Source organism: Mycolicibacterium gadium, from assembly GCF_010728925.1.
GTDB classification, from domain to species: Bacteria; Actinomycetota; Actinomycetes; order Mycobacteriales; family Mycobacteriaceae; genus Mycobacterium; species Mycobacterium gadium.
Window position 1 is genome coordinate 1,202,151 of record NZ_AP022608.1, and the last position, 19,456, is coordinate 1,221,606.

20 protein-coding genes are annotated in these 19,456 nt (G+C 65.6%); 4 read left to right on the plus strand and 16 right to left on the minus strand.

Annotation, left to right across the window (positions count from 1 at the left end; genetic code table 11):
- Nucleotides 1–57 precede the first annotated feature (57 nt).
- From G6N36_RS05840 to G6N36_RS05880, 9 genes are all read right to left on the minus strand, one after another.
- Nucleotides 58–1,686: an ABC-F family ATP-binding cassette domain-containing protein gene (locus tag G6N36_RS05840; RefSeq protein WP_163685637.1), complete on the minus strand. Its 1,629-nt coding sequence runs from the start codon at nucleotides 1,684–1,686 to the stop codon at nucleotides 58–60.
- Between the two features lie 19 nt (nucleotides 1,687–1,705).
- Nucleotides 1,706–2,542 (minus strand): enoyl-CoA hydratase, encoded by an 837-nt coding sequence (locus G6N36_RS05845; protein ID WP_163685638.1) that lies wholly within the window; start codon nucleotides 2,540–2,542, stop codon nucleotides 1,706–1,708.
- A gap of 17 nt (nucleotides 2,543–2,559) precedes the next feature.
- Nucleotides 2,560–2,925 carry a thioredoxin gene (trxA, locus tag G6N36_RS05850; protein ID WP_083123399.1) on the minus strand — a complete coding sequence of 122 codons (366 nt, stop codon included), beginning with the start codon at nucleotides 2,923–2,925 and terminating at the stop codon, nucleotides 2,560–2,562.
- 67 nt (nucleotides 2,926–2,992) lie between these two features.
- A complete protein-coding gene (locus G6N36_RS05855; RefSeq protein WP_163685639.1) occupies nucleotides 2,993–3,709 on the minus strand; it encodes a flavodoxin family protein in 717 nt (238 codons plus the stop codon).
- Nucleotides 3,706–4,347, minus strand: a complete 642-nt coding sequence (locus G6N36_RS05860) for a hypothetical protein (RefSeq protein WP_163685640.1) — start codon at nucleotides 4,345–4,347, stop codon at nucleotides 3,706–3,708. Before G6N36_RS05860 ends, G6N36_RS05855 begins: the two co-directional genes overlap by 4 nt.
- Nucleotides 4,348–4,404: 57 nt before the next feature.
- Nucleotides 4,405–5,892 (minus strand): aldehyde dehydrogenase, encoded by a 1,488-nt coding sequence (locus G6N36_RS05865; RefSeq protein WP_163685641.1) that lies wholly within the window; start codon nucleotides 5,890–5,892, stop codon nucleotides 4,405–4,407.
- Between the two features lie 52 nt (nucleotides 5,893–5,944).
- The gene (locus G6N36_RS05870) at nucleotides 5,945–6,517 is read right to left on the minus strand and encodes a hypothetical protein (protein ID WP_163685642.1); all 573 of its coding nucleotides are present in this window, start codon (nucleotides 6,515–6,517) and stop codon (nucleotides 5,945–5,947) included.
- Between the two features lie 30 nt (nucleotides 6,518–6,547).
- Nucleotides 6,548–8,263 carry an MOSC and FAD-binding oxidoreductase domain-containing protein gene (locus G6N36_RS05875; RefSeq protein WP_163685643.1) on the minus strand — a complete coding sequence of 572 codons (1,716 nt, stop codon included), beginning with the start codon at nucleotides 8,261–8,263 and terminating at the stop codon, nucleotides 6,548–6,550.
- Complete coding sequence (locus G6N36_RS05880; protein WP_163685644.1) at nucleotides 8,260–8,772, minus strand: CGNR zinc finger domain-containing protein; 513 nt, start codon at nucleotides 8,770–8,772, stop codon at nucleotides 8,260–8,262. The genes G6N36_RS05875 and G6N36_RS05880 overlap by 4 nt, the downstream gene beginning before the upstream one ends.
- A gap of 86 nt (nucleotides 8,773–8,858) precedes the next feature.
- Between G6N36_RS05880 and G6N36_RS05885 the strand changes: the two genes are divergently transcribed.
- Nucleotides 8,859–9,728 (plus strand): alpha/beta fold hydrolase, encoded by an 870-nt coding sequence (locus tag G6N36_RS05885; protein WP_163685645.1) that lies wholly within the window; start codon nucleotides 8,859–8,861, stop codon nucleotides 9,726–9,728.
- Between the two features lie 42 nt (nucleotides 9,729–9,770).
- Nucleotides 9,771–10,472, plus strand: a complete 702-nt coding sequence (locus G6N36_RS05890) for a haloacid dehalogenase type II (RefSeq protein WP_163690467.1) — start codon at nucleotides 9,771–9,773, stop codon at nucleotides 10,470–10,472.
- A 6-nt stretch (nucleotides 10,473–10,478) separates the two neighbouring features.
- On the opposite strand, the gene G6N36_RS05895 is transcribed toward G6N36_RS05890, so the two are convergent.
- Genes G6N36_RS05895 through G6N36_RS05925 form a run of 7 tightly spaced genes read right to left on the minus strand, consistent with a single transcriptional unit; the run spans nucleotide 10,479 to nucleotide 16,630 of the window.
- The gene (locus G6N36_RS05895; protein ID WP_163685646.1) at nucleotides 10,479–10,826 is read right to left on the minus strand and encodes a metal-sulfur cluster assembly factor; all 348 of its coding nucleotides are present in this window, start codon (nucleotides 10,824–10,826) and stop codon (nucleotides 10,479–10,481) included.
- A complete protein-coding gene (gene sufU / locus G6N36_RS05900) occupies nucleotides 10,804–11,274 on the minus strand; it encodes a Fe-S cluster assembly sulfur transfer protein SufU (protein ID WP_163685647.1) in 471 nt (156 codons plus the stop codon). The genes G6N36_RS05895 and sufU overlap by 23 nt, the downstream gene beginning before the upstream one ends.
- Complete coding sequence (locus G6N36_RS05905; RefSeq protein WP_163685648.1) at nucleotides 11,271–12,542, minus strand: cysteine desulfurase; 1,272 nt, start codon at nucleotides 12,540–12,542, stop codon at nucleotides 11,271–11,273. Before G6N36_RS05905 ends, sufU begins: the two co-directional genes overlap by 4 nt.
- A 1-nt stretch (nucleotide 12,543) precedes the next feature.
- Nucleotides 12,544–13,311: a Fe-S cluster assembly ATPase SufC gene (gene sufC / locus G6N36_RS05910; protein ID WP_163685649.1), complete on the minus strand. Its 768-nt coding sequence runs from the start codon at nucleotides 13,309–13,311 to the stop codon at nucleotides 12,544–12,546.
- A complete protein-coding gene (gene sufD, locus G6N36_RS05915) occupies nucleotides 13,308–14,486 on the minus strand; it encodes a Fe-S cluster assembly protein SufD (RefSeq protein ID WP_163685650.1) in 1,179 nt (392 codons plus the stop codon). Before sufD ends, sufC begins: the two co-directional genes overlap by 4 nt.
- The gene (gene sufB, locus G6N36_RS05920) at nucleotides 14,487–15,914 is read right to left on the minus strand and encodes a Fe-S cluster assembly protein SufB (protein WP_163685651.1); all 1,428 of its coding nucleotides are present in this window, start codon (nucleotides 15,912–15,914) and stop codon (nucleotides 14,487–14,489) included.
- Complete coding sequence (locus G6N36_RS05925) at nucleotides 15,911–16,630, minus strand: helix-turn-helix transcriptional regulator (RefSeq protein ID WP_308205954.1); 720 nt, start codon at nucleotides 16,628–16,630, stop codon at nucleotides 15,911–15,913. The genes sufB and G6N36_RS05925 overlap by 4 nt, the downstream gene beginning before the upstream one ends.
- A gap of 76 nt (nucleotides 16,631–16,706) precedes the next feature.
- Between G6N36_RS05925 and G6N36_RS05930 the strand changes: the two genes are divergently transcribed.
- Both G6N36_RS05930 and mptB read left to right on the plus strand, forming a co-directional pair.
- Nucleotides 16,707–17,714 carry an NADP-dependent oxidoreductase gene (locus G6N36_RS05930; protein WP_163685652.1) on the plus strand — a complete coding sequence of 336 codons (1,008 nt, stop codon included), beginning with the start codon at nucleotides 16,707–16,709 and terminating at the stop codon, nucleotides 17,712–17,714.
- 16 nt (nucleotides 17,715–17,730) lie between these two features.
- The gene (gene mptB, locus G6N36_RS05935; RefSeq protein WP_163685653.1) at nucleotides 17,731–19,443 is read left to right on the plus strand and encodes a polyprenol phosphomannose-dependent alpha 1,6 mannosyltransferase MptB; all 1,713 of its coding nucleotides are present in this window, start codon (nucleotides 17,731–17,733) and stop codon (nucleotides 19,441–19,443) included.
- Nucleotides 19,444–19,456 lie beyond the last annotated feature (13 nt).

A 19,456-nucleotide genomic window follows, 5' to 3' on the forward strand; every position in this document is an offset into this window, starting at 1 on the left:
GCCTAGGAACGGCTTACACCAGCGGGTGAGGTTTCGGCGAAACGGTTTGCCAACGGCTCAGGCGAGCTCGATGAGATCCCGATAGTCGTTCGACCAGAAGTCTTCGGTGCCGTCCGGCAGGAGCACCACGCGTTGCGGATTCAGTGCCTCGGCCGCCCCCGGATCGTGCGTAACCAGTACCACCGCACCGACATAGCTTCGCAAAGCGTCCAGAACCTGCTCACGCGAAGCGGGATCGAGATTGTTGGTCGGCTCGTCAAGCAACAGCACGTTCGCCGTCGACGCGACGAGGCCGGCCAGTGCCAGCCTGGTCTTCTCCCCGCCGGACAGCGTCCCCGCGGGTTGTTCGAGCTGCGGACCGCTGAACATGAACGCGCCCAACAGACCCCGCAGATCCTGCTCGCCGGTGTCGGGGGCGGCGTGGCGGATGTTCTCCCACACCGTGGCGCGGTCGTCGAGCGTGTCGTGTTCCTGGGCGAAGTAGCCGAGCTTCAGTCCATGACCGGGTTCCAGCGTTCCCGCGTCCGCGGTTTCAGCCCCGGCGAGTATCCGCAGCAGCGTGGTCTTGCCCGCGCCGTTGAGTCCGAGCACCACCACGCGCGACCCGCGGTCGATCGCAAGATCCACCCCGGTGAACACCTCGAGCGACCCGTAATTCTTCGTCAGCCCCTTGGCGACCAGGGGCACCCGGCCGCACGACGCCGGCGTCGGGAACTTGATCCGCGCCACCTTGTCGGCCACTCGCTCCTCGTCCAGCGCCGCCATCATCCGGTCGGCTCGACGCAACATATTCTGTGCCGCAACGGCTTTGGTGGCCTTGGCGCCCATCTTCGCGGCCTGCGTCCGCAGCGCACTGGCCTTGCGTTCGGCATTGGCGCGTTCGCGGCGGCGACGCTGCTCGTCGGTGGCGCGCGCGTCGAGGTACTTCTGCCAGCCCATGTTGTAGACGTCGGCCTCACCCCGCACCGCGTCGAGGAACCAGACGCGGTTGACCACGTCGGCAAGCAGATCGACGTTGTGGCTGATGACGATGAGTCCGCCCTTGTGCTGCTGGAGGAATTCCCGCAGCCAGCCCACGGAGTCGGCGTCGAGGTGGTTGGTCGGCTCGTCGAGTAAGAGCGTCGTCGACGAACCGGCACCGGATTCGGATGCGGCGAACAGGATTCGTGCGAGTTCCACTCGCCGGCGCTGGCCCCCGGACAGCGTCCGCAGTGGCTGGGTCAGAACACGTTCCGCCAAGCCGAGACTCGCGCAGATGCGGCCCGCCTCGCTTTCGGCGGCGTAACCGCCGAGCGCGGCGAACCGCTCCTCGAGCTGGCCGTAGCGGCGGACCGCCTTGTCGCGCGCGTCGTCGTCGGCGACCTCGGCCATCAACGCCTGCTGTTTCTCCAGATCCGCGAGCAGCGAATCCAGGCCGCGCGCCGACAGCACGCGATCGCGGGCCAGCACGTCGAGGTCACCCTCCCTGGGATCCTGCGGCAGATAACCGACGTCACCCGCGCGGGTGATCGTGCCCGCGTAGGGCTCGCCCTCCCCTGCCAGAATCCGCATGGTGGTGGTCTTGCCGGCGCCGTTGCGTCCGACCAGACCGATACGGTCTCCGGGCTGCACCCGCAGCGCGGCACCTTCGGCCGAGAGCAGCGTGCGCGCGCCGGCGCGGACCTCCAGGTCCGTTGCGGTGATCACGCTGCACTCTCCTTGGTTCTTATTTGTCGTCGGTGAAGACCGGGGCACGCTTCTCCGCGCGCGCTGCAACCGCTTCTTCGAAATTGGCGGTGAGCAGTCGGACGAAGAGTTGTCCCAGGCCTTCGGCCTGCATGTGTGCCTCCAGGCTACCGGCGTCAAGTCCACTCCAAAGCGTGCGCTTGGTCAACTCGATTCCCGGCCGGGAGAACGACGCGATGCGCTCGCCGATGTCGTAGCAGACGTCAAGCAGCTCCGCGTCGGGTACGGCCTGCGACACGAGTCCGATGCGCTGGGCTTCGTCGGCGTCCACGTCGCGGCCGGTCAGCATCAGCTCGAATGCCCGAGAGGTGCCGATCGCGCGGGGCAGCAGATACGACAGACCGAGCTCGCTTGCCGTCAGCCCGTTGTTGATCCCCGCGGCGCGAAAGTACGCCCCAGCTGCGGCAACACGGATGTCGCAGGCCAGAGCCAGGCACAGTCCACCGCCGATCGCGGCGCCGTTGACCGCGGCGATGACCGGCTGGTGCATCTTTCGTAGCGCCAGGATCACATCGTCGAGCACCTCCATGGACCGCAGCGCGAAGCTGGGACGGGTGAGCCCGTCGATGTGAGGTACGGAGCCCGCCGACTTGTGATCGGCACCCGAGGAGAATCCCCGACCAGCACCTGTGAGCACGATCACCCGCACCGAGTTGTCGTAGGTGAGCTCGTCGAGGACCGCCTTGAGCGGGACCATGACGTCGAACGCCATGGAATTCATTCGCTCAGGACGGTTCAGCGTCACCAACGCCACATGCGGGCGCGGCCGGTCGACGAGGACGAAGTTTTGCTCTGGCTGCTCGGTCACGGACTGCACGCTATCGCGTGCAATCGTTACTCGGGCTGACCGTTCTCCTGAGCGGCCATCGCCGCGTCGACGTCGAAGTCCTTCACCTTCTGAACCAGGTCTTCGAGTGCGGCCGGCGGCAGCGCTCCTGCCTGGTTGAAGACCAGCTTGCCCTTCTTGAACACCATCAGGGTCGGGATCGAGCGGATGTCGGCAGCCGCGGCGAGCTCCTGCTCCGCCTCGGTGTCGACCTTCGCGAAGACGACGTCGGGGTGTTGCTCCGAGGACGCGGCGAAAGTCGGAGCAAATGCCTTACACGGCCCGCACCACGACGCCCAGAAATCGACCAACACGATGTCGTTGTCCGTGATGGTCTCGTTGAATTGTTCGGCGGTGATGTCTTTGGTAGCCACGTTTCTCCTAACGTCAGGCTCAGACAGTCTGTTCCCAGTATGTGGTCAGGGCAACCAGGGGTATGGCTCAGCGGTATTCCGGATTAGCGAAGTCGTAGCGACATCCCGCGTCCCATCCCGCACGGATGTTGCCGTAGGCCGGCACTCCTCCGGCCCGCGCGAGCATGCGAGCCAGGTGCATCAGATTCCACGTCATGAACGTCGTGTTGCGGTTGGTGAAGTCGTTGTCAGGTCCGCCCGATCCGGGATCCAGATACGAAGGACCCGGCCCCGCCTCTCCGATCCACCCCGCGTCGGCCTGGGGCGGAATGGTGTAACCGATGTGCTGCAGTGTGTAGAGCACATTCTGGGCGCAGTGCTTGACGCCATCCTCATTGCCGGTGATCAGACACCCGCCGACCCGTCCGTAATAGAGGTATTGGCCGGCATCGTTGAGCAGATGCGAGCCGCCGTACAACCGCTCGTGCACCCGCTTCATCATCGAACTGTTGTCGCCGAGCCAGATCGGACCCGCGAGCACCAGAATATTGGAGGCCAGCACCTTTTCGAAGATGGCCGGCCAATCGTCGGCGGACCACCCGTGCTCACGCATATCCGGCCACACCCCGGTGGCGATGTCGTGGTCGACGGCACGCACCACGTCTGTTTCCACGCCGTGCTTAGCCATGATCGCCGAACTGATGTCGATCAGTCCCTGGGTATTGCTGACTTCGGGCGATCGCTTGAGCGTGCAGTTGATGAAAAGTGCCCTGATGCCACTGAAATCGAGGTCGATCTCGGTCATGACGCGCTCCTGTCCAATTCACTGCGGCCACGTTCGAAGAAGTCGGCGATGTGGCTCGCGAGGCTGTCGATATGTGCTGCGGGGTCCAGCGGGTAGAGGGCGCCGAACGACGCGTTCCAGAATTCGCCGGTGGGCACCGACTGCGGGCCTACGTACGCGTAGGGCGTCGGATGCTGAGCGTCTCCGGCGGATACGCCGTAGTTGACTTCGTCCTGGGTCACCGCCACGTCGAAGTGTTCGGGCCACAGCACCGGATGACATTCGGGCAGAAACGTCTTCAATGCGTACCCACCCGCATAGTGGCTGCGGTTGACCCATTCGGCGGCATGCGCGTCGAGCCTCAGATCGGCGTCTGGCGGCAGCGCATCGACGATCGTGTAGACGCCCTCGGGTGGGCCGGCGATGATGCCCGCGGCCTCGGCTATCGAACTCATGGGGCCCTCCAACGGGACCGCATGATTCGGCAGGACCAGTTCGGTGCCGTGCACCGCGACCGGAATCGTCACCGCCGAGAATCCGTCCGGGCGCACCGCGAGCCGGATGGTGCCCGCCGATCGGTATTGCGGTCCGGCGATCAGGCTTTCGGCCACGCCGCGCAGCTGGCGCCGCGTCCTGACGTAGTTCGCCTCGAAGCTCACACTGACTTGGGTACCAGATGGGGCTCGGCGTTATAGAGACTTTCGGGCCAATGCCAACTAGGGCGCCGTGTCCAGCAGCACCGTCTTGGTCTCCAGATACGGCAGCAGTCCCTCCCGGCCGCCTTCCCGTCCGATTCCGGACTGCTTGAACCCACCGAATGCGGAGTCGAAATCGATCCTCATGCCGTTGTGTCCGACGGTCCCCGAACGCAGTCGGCCCGCAACCTCCCGCGCCCGCGCCGCGTCGGGCGTGAAGACCGCCGCATTGAGTCCATAAATGGTGTCGTTGGCGATATCGACCGCGTGCTCGTCGTTGTCGGCGGGGATCACACTGAGAACGGGACCGAAGATCTCCTCCTGGGCGATGACGTGCTTGTTGTCTACCCCTGCGAACACCGTTGGCTCGATGTAGTAGCCGCGATCGAGGTGTTTGGGACGGCCTCCCCCGGTTACGAGGGTTGCGCCCTGCTCGATGCCTTTGGCGATGTAGTGCTCCACCCGATCGCGCTGGCGTTCCATCGCAAGCGGCCCCATCTGCGTAGCGGCGTCGAATGGGTCGCCGACCTGTACCGCTGAAAATGCCGCGGCCAACGCGTCGGCGAACTCGTCGTGCCGTTGACGTGGCACCACGATCCGGGTAAGCGAGGCGCATACCTGGCCGGACAGAAAGCATTCCGCGCCGGCCAACGTCATTGCCGCTACGTTGATGTCGGCGTCGTCGAGAATCACCGCGGCCGACTTACCACCCAGCTCGAGCGTAAATCGCGCGATTCGCTCGCCGCAGATCGCCCCGATCTTGCGGCCAGCCGCCGTGGATCCGGTGAACGCGATCTTGTCGACGCGATGGTCTCGCACCATGAGCTCGGACACCTCGCGGTCGGCGGTGATGACGTTCAGCACTCCGCCCGGCAGGCCCACCTCCTCGGCAATCTCGGCGATCAGATACCCCGCACCCGGAGCCTCGGGGGAAACCTTCACGATCACCGTGCAACCGGCCAGCAGCGCGGGTGCCACCTTGTACAGGATCAGCGGCAGCGGCGCGTTCCACGGGATGATGGCACCCACCACCCCGACGGGTTCCCGGACCAGAAGGCCGAAACCTCCACCCGCAAGCGACGTCGCGCTCGGGGAGAACGGTTCCTCGAATGGGTAGTCGTCGGCCAAGCCGGCGTAGTACCGCAGCGTGTCGGCGCTACCCGCCTCGCTGGCCCGGGCATACGCGTGCACCACTCCCGACTCTCGCGGCCACATCGCGCTGTAGTCCGAGGCTCGCGATTGGAGCGCGTCGGCCATGGAGCGCAAATAGCCGGCACGCTCGGCGTGGGTCATCCGCGGCCACGGGCCGGTGTGAAACGCCCGGTGAGCGGCACCGATGGCGAGATCCATGTCAGCGGGTTGCGCCTCCGGAACTCGGTAGTACACCTGCTCGCTCGCCGAGTCGATGACGTCCAACACGGCATCCGAAGTCGGTTTGACCCAATCGCCACCGATGAAAAATTTATCCGTATTGCTCAGCGGGACAACGGGTTCAGCGGTGATACTCATGATCTCGGCGCCCTTCCTTCGCGGACCCTGGCCGCGATATCAGCATAGGCAGCTACGCGATCTCGGGTGGCCGATCGGCAGGGTCCGGCCGGCGCGCTTTGTCCGCAGCTCGATCCGCGTTGTTGAGCAGCCTCTCCTGCCACCTGGGCACCCATAACACCTCGACCGCAAGGGCCGCCAGATAGACGGCCGACGCGATGAGACTGCCCCATGAGCCGTACACGGTGTCCCATACCGCCGTTCCCAACGCGACGACGAGGACTAACACCAGCAACCAGCGCAACCACCGTCCCTTCTCGGCGGCGTCGTGCAACCCGCTGCTGTAGTCGATGACGGGCTGCGACAGTCGAGCGTCCTCGATCGGCTCACCGCGCCGCACCGCTATCGCCACCGCGACCCGCTCTTTACCCGTCAGGTCTTTGGCACCCGGCCAGTAGCGCGCCATGCGGCGGGCCATCCAGGCTCCGTAGAACGTGCCGACGACGACGAGCACGATCACACCAGAAATCCAGAACCCCGAATCGAGCCACGCCAGCACGCCGACACAGAGCCCGACGACGCCGCCGGTCGTCAGCGCGCGAAGCGCGAACCCGCCCCGCCACACCACCGCCGGAATCGTGACCACACGACACAGTCTGACCGATCAGCCGACGGCTCAGAGGTCCAATACGACGCCCAGCGACGGTTTCGCAGAACAGATCAGGACGGTCCCCTGCTCGGGCAACTCCAGCGGCGGCTGCCGGTAGGCGATGGTCCCGTCCACCAACGGCGTGACGCAGATGTGGCACACACCGCTGCGGCAGGAGAAGCGCGTCGGGACATCGCACGCCTCGGCGAGTTCGAGAATGCTGGCGTAGTCGTCCGACCAGTTGACGGTGATTCCGCTGCGCGCGAACGACACCGCCGGCCCGGTGCCTTGCGGGCCGTCGGGTAGGTGTGGTGGCCGCTGTGGTGCGTCGGTGATGCCGGGGTTGATCGGCGGCAGCGCGCCGAAGAGTTCGGAGTGGATGCGGGATTCGTCGATCCCGGCGTCCGCGAGCGCATCCCGCATGTCGGCCATGAACTGTTCCGGCCCACAGAGGTACGCGATCGCGTCGCGGGGCAGACCGAGCGCTTCGACTGCCGCGATCCCCGGCCTGCCGCCCTCGGCGGTGTAGAAGATCCGCTGCCGCGCGTTGGGCAGCGAGCCGATGAGATCGTCGACTTCGCCGCCGAATGTCAGGCTCTGCGCATCACGGGTGATGTGCAGCCACCAGACGTCTCGCTCGCTGCGCTGCGCGGCCAACGCGTGCAGCATCGCGAGCACCGGGGTGACGCCGATACCCGCCGACACGAGCACCACCGGATCGGTCTCGTCGCCCAAATAGAAGTCACCACGGGGAGCGGCCGCCTCGACCACGGCGCCTGGGCTGAGGTTTTCGTGGATCCACGTGCTCACCCGGCCCCGCTCCTCGCGCTTAACGCTGATCCGGTAACGGTGGCCGGTGCTCGACAGCGAATAGCTGCGCAGTGGTGCGGGGACGCCCGCCGGGACACGCAGCGTCAGGAACTGTCCGGGCCGCGCGGTGGGCAACGCCGCGCCATCGGTGGTTTCGAGCTCGATCGAAAGGACGGACGGGCTTTCGCGGCGGGTTTCGGCCACCCGCAGGGCGCGGAATCCGTGCCAGCCGGGTTCGACGCCGATCGTCGGCGACGTTGCGCCGGAAGGACTGTCATGCGCGGCGAGCAGTTCGGCGAAGGACTGCTGCCACCCGGGGCTCAGCGCGGGGATGTCTACCGCCTTGCGGAGCATGTCGACGTCGCGGTCGGGCAGATACAGCAACGCGTCCACGTCGGCGACGCTCAGCGCGTGGCGTCCGCGCCGTGTCCGCACGATCTCGTCGCCTGACGCAACATGACCTTCTTCGATGACGCGGAAGTAGAACCCCGGGCGGTGATGGGCGACAAGAAGATTGGGCATCTCGGGCTCGCCGAGCCGAATGCCGACGCGAAAGCACGTCACACGCGGCTGAGTGACCTCGAACTCGGCCTCCCCGATGCGATACCTGTCCCCGATGCACACCTCGTCGTCGCTGAGGCCGGTGATCGTGAAGTTCTCGCCGAACGTGCCCGGCTCGAGGTGGTCACGGCCGAAATGGCGCTGCCAGTGCTCATACGACTCCGTCTGGTAAACCATGACGGCGCGTTGTTCGCCGCCGTGTCCGTTGAGGTCGCCCTGACCGTCGCCGTCGATATTCAAGCGTCGCACCATCACCGGACCCTGCACCGGCTTCTTGTAGATGCCGGTGTGGACGGTCTTACCCCGCCACGGCACATCGGCGGGCATCCCGATGTTGGGGGATACCAGGGTGGGAACCACGGGCCTGGTCATGCCTCGGCCGCCCGCGCGCGACGGTAGTGCCTGCGGGCTTTCAGCCGGTTGCCGCAGATGGCCATCGAACACCATCTGGCGGTGTTGGGCTTGCTGCGGTCGATGAGGAACAACCGGCATTCGTCGTTAGCGCATGGACGCAGCCGGCCCGGGCTGAAGATTCGCAGCGCGTCCCAGGCCAGGACCGCACGCGCGGCGCCGGAAGCACCGTCGACCCGCCAGTCCAAGCCGTCGTCGCCTGCGACCGGCCGCACGCGGACGTCGTCGACAAAGCGCTTGAGCGCCGTGGGATCGGCCTGGCCGCGCACCACCTTCTGCAGAGTCGAGCGTGCCTGGCGCAGGGTTGCGAGCTCTGCCTTGGTGTACGCGACATCGTGCGCACGCATCCAGACCTTCGCTTCTGCCGAATCAGCGAGACCGTCATGCACGATGCCGTCGATGACAGGCGTTGTGTTGAGCAGATCGAGCAGAAACGCCTCGTCCGGCGGGGCCGCCACCACCAAATCCATATCTAACCTCCAAATTGATATTGACAGGTTACACCAAAGCGAGTAGACATGTGACTAACTGGTAACGAATATAAAAGGAGTTAGTCATGGGAGTTCAGGTACACCACCGCTACGCCACCGTCGATCACCATCGGTTGTTCTACCGCGAAGCGGGCCCGCAGGATGCGCCGACGCTCGTCCTACTGCATGGCTTCCCCACGAGTTCGTTCATGTTTCGCGACCTCATCCCCCGGCTCGCCGACCGCTACCACGTAATCGCACCGGACCACCTCGGCTTCGGACTCTCCGACGCGCCGTCCGTCGACGAATTCGATTACACCTTCGACGCGCTGACCGACCTCACCGAAGGACTTCTTGCCCAACTGGGGGTGAGACGATATGCCATCTACGTCCAGGATTACGGCGCGCCCATCGGATGGCGCCTGGCGCTGCGGCACCCGCAGGCGATCAGCGCGATCGTCACGCAGAACGGCAACGGCTACGACGAGGGCTTCGTCGAGAGTTTCTGGAACACGGTCTGGGACTACCAGCGCGACCAGAACCCCGAGACCGAGGCCGGAGTGCGCAGCGCGCTCAGCATCGAGGGAATCAGATGGCAGTACGTCACCGGTGTCGACGACGAATCCCTCGTGAGTCCCGACACGTGGATCCACGATGCGGCCCTGGTGAGCCGGCCGGGCAACGACCAAATCCAGCTCACGCTGTTCCGCGACTACGCGACCAACGCGCCGATGTATCCGGCGCTGCATGACTACCTGCGCACCAGCAAGGTCCCGGTGCTCGCCGTGTGGGGTCAGGCCGACCCGATCTTCGGGCCTGACGGCGCCCGCGCGTTCGGCAAGGACGCGCACCACGCCGAGATCCACCTCCTCGAGGGCGGCCACTTCCTGCTGGAGACCGCTGCCGAAGATGTCGCCGAACTCATGCGGTCGTTCCTGCAGCGAATCGCCGCGTAGATATCCACAGGTCACGACAATGGGATTGGCATGGCAACCGAAATGACCGAGCGCTTAGCGGTCCTCGTATTCGATGTCAACGAGACGCTGCTCGACATCGAGTCGCTGGCGCCGCACTTCGAGCGGATGTTCGGCGACCGCGGCGTGCTCCGCGAGTGGTTCAACCAACTCGTCATGTATTCGATGGCGGTCACGCTGTCCGGCAACTACGTCGACTTCTTCGCTCTCGGACAAGCGGTGCTGCGGATGATCGGCGGCAGTCGCCAGACGTCGATCACCGAGGGCGACCTCGAGGACCTGGCCTACGGCATGCGCACGATGCCCGCCCACCCGGATGTCGCCGACGGGCTGGCAGCTCTACGTGCACAGGGGTATCGGCTTGTCACGCTGACGAATTCGCCGCCGAAACCTGGTGTGCCGACACCCTTGGCGAGCGCCGGCCTTGCCCAGTTCTTCGAACGGCAGTTCAGTGTCGACACCTGGCGCGTGTTCAAGCCCTCTCCAGGGCTCTACACCGGAGTGGCCGACGAGCTCAATGTGGAGCCATCGGACTGCATGATGGTCGCCGCTCACGTGTGGGACACCGTCGGTGCACAGTCGGCGGGGTTCAGCGGCGCGCTGCTCACCCGCCCCGGTAACGCTCCAGTGCCCATTCCGGAGTTACCTCAGCCCGACATCATCGTCGCGGACGTGCGGGAGCTCGCCCAGCGACTGGGGCCGACTGGATCGGTGGTCAAAGTCTGACGTCGGTCAGACGGTAAAGCCCAACGCGCGCAGCTGTTCGCGGCCATCCTCGGTGATCTTGTCCGGTCCCCACGGCGGATTCCACACCCAGTTGATCTTGATCTCCTTGACCAGACCGCTGCCGACCAGTGCGGTACGCGACTGGTCCTCGATCACGTCGGTCAGCGGGCAGGCCGCCGACGTCAGCGTCATGTCGATCAACGCGACGTCGCCCTGCTCGCCCTTCTCGACGTTCAAGCCGTAGACGAGACCGAGGTCGACGACGTTGATCCCGAGCTCCGGATCGACGACGTCGCGCATCGCCTCTTCCAGGTCGGCAAGCATTTCGTCGCTAGGCACTGCGGTGTCGCTCATCTGAAATCTCCTCACTGGCCTGAACAAGCGCATCCTTGAAGGCCATCCAACCCAGCAGCGCGCATTTCACCCGCGCCGGGTACTTCGAGACACCCGCGAACGCGATGCCGTCTCCGATCACATCCTCGTCGCCCTCGACCGCTCCGCGCGACGAAATCATCTCGGTGAACGCCGCTACCGTCTTCAGCGCCGTACCGATGTCCTGCCCGATCACCTGATCGGTGAGCACCGACGTCGAGGCCTGGCTGATCGAACAACCCTGCCCGTCATACGAGATATCGGAGACCTGCTCACCGTCGTCGGACAACGTCACGCGCAGCGTCACCTCGTCCCCGCATGTCGGGTTCACCTGATAGGACTCCGCGTTGTACGGCTCGCGCAACCCCCGATGATGCGGGTGCTTGTAGTGATCGAGGATCACTTCCTGATACATCTGCTCGAGTCTCACGCGAAGAACTCCACCGCTCGCTTGACGCCGGCGACCAGGCGGTCGACCTCGTCGTGAGTGTTGTAGACGGCGAAGGACGCCCGCGCGGTCGCCGCGATGCCGAACCGGCGATGCAGCGGCCACGCACAGTGGTGCCCGACGCGCACGGCGACACCTTCGTCGTCGAGGACCTGGCCGACATCGTGGGCGTGGACGCCGTCCAGCACGAACGACACCGGCGAACCGCGATGCTCCATGGATGTCGGTCCGATGATGCGCACGCCATCGACGGCCGATAGCCCCTCGAGCGCGGCGGCCACCAAGTCGGCCTCGTGCGCCTCGACGGCGGGCATCCCGATCTCGGTGAGATACCGTGCGGCCGCGGCAAGTCCGACGACCTGGGAGGTCATCGGCGTCCCGGCCTCGAAGCGTTGCGGCGCGGGTGCGTACGTGGTGGTATCCATCGTCACCGTCTCGATCATCGAGCCGCCGGTGATGAACGGGGGCAGCTGGTCGAGCACGTCACGCCTGCCGTAGAGCACGCCGATACCGTTGGGCCCCAGCATCTTGTGACCGGAGAAAGCTGCGAAGTCGACGCCGAGTCCGTGGAAGTCGACCGGCTGGTGCGGCACCGACTGGCAGGCATCCAGCAAGGTCAGCGCGCCGACCGCGTTGGCCCGCGCCACCAGTTCGGCCACCGGGGCGACGGCACCCGTGACGTTCGAATGATGGCTGAACGCTACCAGTTTCACGCGCTCGTCGAGCTCGAGCGAATCGAGGTCGATCCGCCCATCGTCGGTCACGCCGTACCACTTCAGCGTGGCGCCGGTCCGACGCGCCAACTCCTGCCACGGGATGAGGTTTGCGTGGTGTTCCAGCTCGGTGGTGACAATGACATCGCCGGGGCCGATCGCTCGGGGGAATCGATCGTCACCGACCGCATAGGACACCAGGTTGATGGCCTCCGTGGCGTTCTTCGTGAATACCAGCTCGTCGGTGTCGGCCCCGACGAAGGCCGCGACATCGGCACGGCCCTTCTCGTAGGCGTCGGTGGACTCCTCCATCAGCTGGTGCGCCCCGCGGTGGACCGCGCCGTTGGACGTGGTCAAGAAGTCACGCTCGGCGTCGAGGACCTGCAGCGGGCGTTGCGAGGTGGCGCCGGAATCGAGGTACGCCAACTGGTTTCCGCTGCGCATGACGCGAGCAAGAATCGGGAAGTCCGCCCTGATCCGCGTGACATCCAGGTTGAGATCGAAGGGCTGCGCCGACTTCTCGACCGACGTGGTCATGTCAGGCTCCGACCGCCTGGGTAAAGCGCTCGTATCCGTTGGCGTCGAGTTCTTCGGCCAGCTCGGGACCACCGGACTCGACGATGCGGCCGCCCACGAACACATGCACGAACTGCGGCTGGATGTAGCGCAGGATGCGGGTGTAGTGCGTGATGAGCAGCAGCCCTCCGTGGGCCGCTTCGGCGTACCGGTTCACACCTTCGCTGACCACCCGCAGCGCGTCGACGTCCAAACCGGAGTCGGTCTCGTCGAGGATCGCGATCTTGGGCTTGAGCAGTTCCAGCTGCAGGATCTCGTGGCGCTTCTTCTCGCCGCCGGAAAAGCCTTCGTTGACACTGCGTTCGGAGAACGACGGGTCGATGTCGAGGCCCTCCATGGCGCTCTTGACCTCTTTGACCCAGTGCCGCAGCTTGGGTGCCTCACCGCGCACGGCGGTGGCGGCGGTGCGAAGGAAGTTCGACATGGACACGCCGGGCACCTCGACGGGGTACTGCATGGCGAGAAACAGACCGGCGCGGGCGCGTTCGTCGATGCTCATTTCCAGCACATCCTGACCGTCCAGCGTGATCGAGCCGGACGTCACGGTGTACTTCGGATGACCCGCGACGGCGTACGACAGGGTCGACTTGCCGGACCCGTTGGGGCCCATCAGCGCGTGGGTCTCCCCCGAGTTCACGGTGAGCGTGACGCCTTTCAGGATCGGGATGTCGGTCCCGTCTTCCTTGGAGACGACGCTGACGTGCAGGTCCTTGATTTCCAGTGTGGTCATGAGGTGGCTGTCCTCGATTCGGTGATTTCTAGTTCGTGTTCGATGGCCTCGGTGAGGCGTTCTCGCACTGCGGGAACGGCGATCTTCTGAATGAGCTCGCCGAAGAAGCCCCGGACGACAAGGCGCCTGGCCTGGTCCTCGGGGATACCGCGTGCCTGCAGGTAAAACAGTTGCTCGTCGTCGAACCGTCCGGTGGCACTGGCGTGCCCGGCGCCGGCGATCTCGCCGGTCTCGATTTCGAGGTTCGGCACCGAGTCGGCGCGGGCGCCGTCGGTGAGCACGAGGTTGCGGTTGGTCTCGAACGTGTCGGTGCCCGTCGCCGCCGCCCGGATCAGCACGTCGCCGACCCACACGGTGTGCGCATCGGGTTTCGCGGAGTCCGGATCACCTTGCAGCGCACCCTTGTACGTGACATGTGAGCGGCAGTTGGGCTGGGCGTGGTCGACGAGCAGACGCGATTCGAAGTGCTGGCCATCGTCGGCGAAATACAGGCCGAGCAGCTCGGCGTCGCCGCCCGGCGCACAGAACGTGGTCCGCGCAGTGAGTCGCACCAGGTCACCGCCCAGGGTGACCGCGACGTGCCGCAGCACCGCGTCCTTGCCCAGCGCAGCGTGATGGCTGCTGACGTGAACGGCGTCGTCGGCCCAATCGACGATCGACACGACGGTCAGCCGTGCCGCGTCCTCGACGACGAATTCGACGTTGTCGGCGTACGTTCCGCTGCCGCGATGATCGATGACGATCACAGCTTCACCGAGCTCGCCAACGCGCACCTGCAGGTGACCGTAGGCCGTCGCACCCTCGCCCGGGCCGGTGATGCCGATTTCGATGGGCTGTTCGCAGACGACGTTCCTCGGGACGGTCACCAGGGTCGCACTGTTGAACGACGAGAACGCTTGGGCGGCAACTCGATCAGCGGGTACGCCGCCCTGGCCGAGGCGCTCGTCGCCGCGGCGCACCGTTTCCACGCTGACGCTCGCGCATTCGGATACCTCGATGGTCGCGGCGCCGGTGGCTACGGCGGATCCGTCGTGCAGACCGCGCAGGCGTTTGAGCGGGGTGAAGCGCCAGATCTCGTCGCGGCCGCCGGGCACCTCGAAAGCGTCGACGTCGAACGACGTGAACAACTCCCCTTTGTTGGCGCCCTCGACCGCATTGGTGAGGTTCTGAGTCATCTAGCCGACCGCGCCTTCCATCTGCAGCTCGATCAGACGGTTCAGTTCGAGTGCGTATTCCATCGGGAGTTCCTTCGCGATCGGCTCGACGAAGCCGCGCACCACCATCGCCATCGCCTCGTCCTCGGTCATCCCGCGGCTCATCAGATAGAACAGCTGGTCCTCGCTGACCTTCGACACCGTGGCTTCGTGGCCCATAGTGACGTCGTCCTCGCGGATGTCGACGTAGGGATAGGTGTCACTGCGGCTGATGGTGTCGACAAGTAGCGCATCGCATTTCACGCTGGACCGCGAGCCGTGCGCACCCTTGTTGACCTGAACCAGGCCGCGATAGGACGCGCGACCGCCGCCGCGTGCGACAGACTTCGACACGATGTTGCTCGAGGTGTTCGGCGCCAGGTGAAGCATCTTCGCGCCGGTGTCCTGATGCTGACCCTCGCCCGCGAACGCCACCGAAAGCACCTCGCCCTTGGCGTGCTCGCCGGTCATCCACACGGCGGGGTACTTCATCGTGACCTTTGAGCCGATGTTGCCGTCGACCCACTCCATGGTGGCGCCGGCTTCCGCCCGCGCTCTTTTCGTGACGAGGTTGTAGACGTTGTTCGACCAGTTCTGAATCGTCGTGTAACGGCAACGGCCACCAGGCTTCACGATGATCTCGACAACGGCCGAGTGCAACGAGTCGCTCTTGTAGATCGGCGCAGTACACCCCTCGACGTAGTGCACGTAGGCGTCTTCGTCGACGATGATCAGCGTGCGCTCGAACTGGCCCATGTTCTCGGTGTTGATGCGGAAGTACGCCTGCAGCGGGATGTCGACGTGGACACCCTTTGGCACGTAGATGAACGAACCACCCGACCAGACAGCGGTGTTCAGCGCGGAGAACTTGTTGTCACCGGCCGGGATCACCGTGCCGAAGTACTGCTTGAAGAGCTCGGGATGCTCACGTAGCCCGGAGTCGGTGTCCAGGAAGATGACGCCTTGAGCCTCCAGATCCTCGCGGATCGAGTGGTAGACGACCTCCGACTCGTACTGCGCGGCGACACCGGACACCAGGCGCTGCTTCTCCGCCTCGGGGATGCCGAGCTTGTCGTAGGTGTTCCGGATGTCCTCAGGCAGGTCATCCCACGTGGCGGCCTGCTTTTCGCTGGACCGCACGAAGTACTTGATGTTGTCGAAGTAGATGCCCTCGAGGTTGGAACCCCAATTCGGCATCGGCTTCTTGTCGAATGTGCGCAGCGCCTTCAGCCGGGTCTGCAGCATCCATTCGGGCTCGCTCTTCTTGGCGGAGATGTCGCGCACCACTGCCTCAGACAGCCCGCGCTGAGCGCTGGCGCCCGCGACGTCGGAATCCGCCCAGCCATAGCCGTATCGACCCAGCGACTCGATGGTCTGCTCCTGGGTCAGGGCCTCGGGGGTGGTCGTCATGTCGACGCTCCTAGCTTGTGTGTGGTGGTGGCTTCGGCGGGGGCTGTGTGCCGAAGGGTGTTGCTCTCGGTGAGCGGCACGTGCGTCGTACACGCGCAGTTACCGTTGACGATCGTGGCGAGCCTCTGTACATGCGTACCCAGGATCTCGGCGAAGGCCTCTCGCTCGGTCTCGCACAGCTCGGGGAACTCTTCGGCGACGTGCGATACCGGGCAGTGATGCTGGCATAGCTCGATTCCGTGCAACGGGGCGCTCACCTCTGTGGCGGTTGCGGCATACCCGGCCTCGGTCAGTGCTCCTGCTACACGCTCGACGACTGATTCAACGTCATCGGGTCCCTCGGTTACTCCCGAGAGGATGGTGTCGATGCGGCGGCGGGCGAACGTGCGCACGGCGTCGTCGCCACCGATCTCGCGTAGCTGGCGCATGGCCGCGGCCGCGAGGTCGTCATAGGCGTGACCCATCTTGGCGCGTCCGGCCGCGGTCAACCGGTAGCGCTTGGCGGGACGTCCTCGCCCGCTGTGTTGCCAGGCCGCTGCCGCGCTGGACTGTGCATCTCCGGCGTCCATCAGCGCGTCGAGATGCCTGCGCACGCCCGCGGCCGAGATTCCGAGCTGCTCGCCTATCTCACCTGCGGTGACGGGTCCGGACTCCAGCAGGTGCCGGACGATGGCGCCACGGGTGTGGCGATCGGTTCCGTCCGGGCCGAATTTCACAACACCATTGTGACGGAATTCGGAAACCCGGTCTAGCAAGGTCACCCTTACGTGAGCGCCGTCATACGATCGCCGGGTGAGTGAAACGAACCGACGACTCGTCCTGGCCGCCCGTCCCTCCGGACTCGTCGATGAGAGCACCGTGCGTATGGAGCCGGAACCGGCACCCGAACCCGTCGACGGCGTGGCTCTGGTGAAGGTCCGGTATCTGTCCATCGACCCCACGATTCGCACGTGGATGGACGACGTGCCCAGCTATCTGCCGCCGATCCAGATCGGCGAGGTCATCCGCAGCGGCGGCGTCGGTGAGGTCATCGAGAGCCGGACCGACGCGTATCAGCCAGGTCAGCTGCTGTTCGGCATGACCGGGTGGCAGGACTACGTGATCGCGGATGCGGGCGAGAAGGCGATGACCGTGCTGCCGGACGGCGTGCCACCCGGAATCGCCATCGGCATCCTTGGCGTCACCGGCATGACCGCCTACTTCGGCATCACCGACGTCGGTCAGATCAAAGAGGGCGACGTCGTGGTGGTCTCCGGCGCCGCGGGCGCCACCGGCTCGGCGGCCGGCCAGATCGCGAAGATCAAGGGTGCGAAGAAGGTCGTCGGGATCGCGGGCGGGCCCGAGAAGTGCGCCCACATCGTCGACGAACTCGGCTTCGACGAGGCGATCGACTACAAGTCCCAGAACGTCGCCGCACGTCTTCACGACGCCTGCCCCGACGGCATCGACCTGTACTTCGACAACGTCGGCGGGTCGATCCTCAACGACTGTCTCGCGAATCTGGCGCTGCGGGGCCGCGTCGTGCTGTGCGGCGCGATCTCCACCTACAACGACGACGGCCCGCCGGTGGGTCCGAGCAACTACCTGACCCTGCTTGTGCGCCGTGGACGCATGGAAGGCTTCATCATCCTCGACTATCTCGACCGCTTCCCCGAGGCCCAGCTCGAGATGGCGGGCTGGATCGCCGAAGGCAAGATCAAGTCGTCCGAGCACGTCGTCGAGGGCCTCGAGAACGCACCCGACGCATTGAACCTGTTGTTCAGCGGTGGAAACACCGGCAAGGTGATCGTCGCGCTCTAACGATTACGCTGCACTGATGGCCGCGCGCTCCGGCTCCCTCAGCTCGTCGATTGCCAAGTGGCACGCCGACGAGCGCGCCGTCGGCTCACCACTCAACGACACCGAAGTCATCGCGATGCGCAGGACGCGCCTGTTCGGTGCGACGGGCACGGTACTGATGGCGATCGGCGCGCTGGGCGTCGGCGCCCGCCCGGTGGTGCAGGACCCGACGTTCGGCGTTCGGCTGCTGAACCTGCCGTCGCGGATTCAGACGGTCTCGCTGACCATGACGACCACCGGCGCGGTGATGATGGCGCTCGCGTGGTTGATGCTCGGACGCTTCGCCCTCGGCAATCGCCGCATGTCCCGCAGCCAACTGGACCGCACGCTGCTGCTGTGGGTGCTGCCGCTGCTCATCGCGCCGCCGATGTACAGCCGCGACGTCTACTCCTATCTGGCACAGAGCGAGATCGCGGTCAAGGGCCTCGACCCGTATCGGGTCGGCCCCGCACCCGGGCTCGGGTTGGATCACGTCTTCACGCTGTCGGTGCCGAACATGTGGCGCGACACCCCGGCGCCGTACGGGCCGCTATTCCTGTGGATCGGTGAGGGTATATCGCGCATCACCGGGGAGAACATCGTCGCCGCGGTGCTCTGTCATCGCCTGATGGTGCTGCTCGGTGTCGGCCTGATTGTTTGGGCCACACCACGTTTGGCGCGGCGGTGCGGTGTGGCTGAGGTGAGCGCGCTGTGGCTCGGCGCGGCCAACCCGCTGCTGATCATGCATCTGGTCGCCGGCATCCACAACGAGGCGTTGATGCTGGGCCTGATGCTGGCGGGCACCGAGTTCGCGCTGCGGGGCATCGATGCCGCCCGGCCGTTGATCCCGAAACCATTGGCCTGGCCGCAGGGACCGGAGGCCTGGGCGCGGTGGCGACCGTCGCTGATGCTCCTCATCGGCGTCGTGCTCATCACGATGTCTTCTCAGGTCAAGCTGCCATCGCTGCTCGCACTGGGCTTCGTGGCCATGGCCCTTGCGTGCCGTTGGGGTGGCACTTTCAAGGCATTCATTCTCGCCGGCGGATCGCTCACCGCGGTGTCGGTGGCGGTGATGGCGCTGATCGGCTGGGCCAGCGGACTCGGGTTCGGCTGGCTCTTCACCCTGGGCACCGCGAACGTGGTGCGCAGCTGGATGTCCCTGCCTACCCTGGCCGCACTGGGCACCGGACAGGTCGGGATTCTGCTCGGGCTCGGCGATCACACCACGGCGATCCTCGGGCTGACCCGTGCCATCGGTGTCAGCGTCATCGCCGTGCTGGTGACCTGGCTGCTGCTGGCAGTGCTCCGCGGGCGACTGCATCCGGTCGGCGGGCTCGGTGTCGCACTCGGTCTGACCGTGCTGCTGTTCCCGGTGGTTCAGCCCTGGTACGTGCTCTGGGCAGTCATTCCGCTCGCCGCGTGGGCCACCCGCCCGGCGTTCCGCACGACGACAATCGTGGTCACGTTGGTGGTGGGCATCTTCGGCCCGACGGCCAACGGCGACCGCTTCACCTTGTTCCAGATCCTGCTGGCCGTCGTGGCGAGCACGGTGATCGCCCTGCTGCTCATGGCGCTGACCTACAACCATCTGCCGTGGCGAAGGATCCCCGGCGAGAACACCACTGACGACGGCGTGCAGCCCGCCGCCGAGAAGCCCCCGCTACCGCCGACCCCACCGGTGAAGCCCGACGCCTACGCTGAATCCCCGTGACCCACCCAGGATC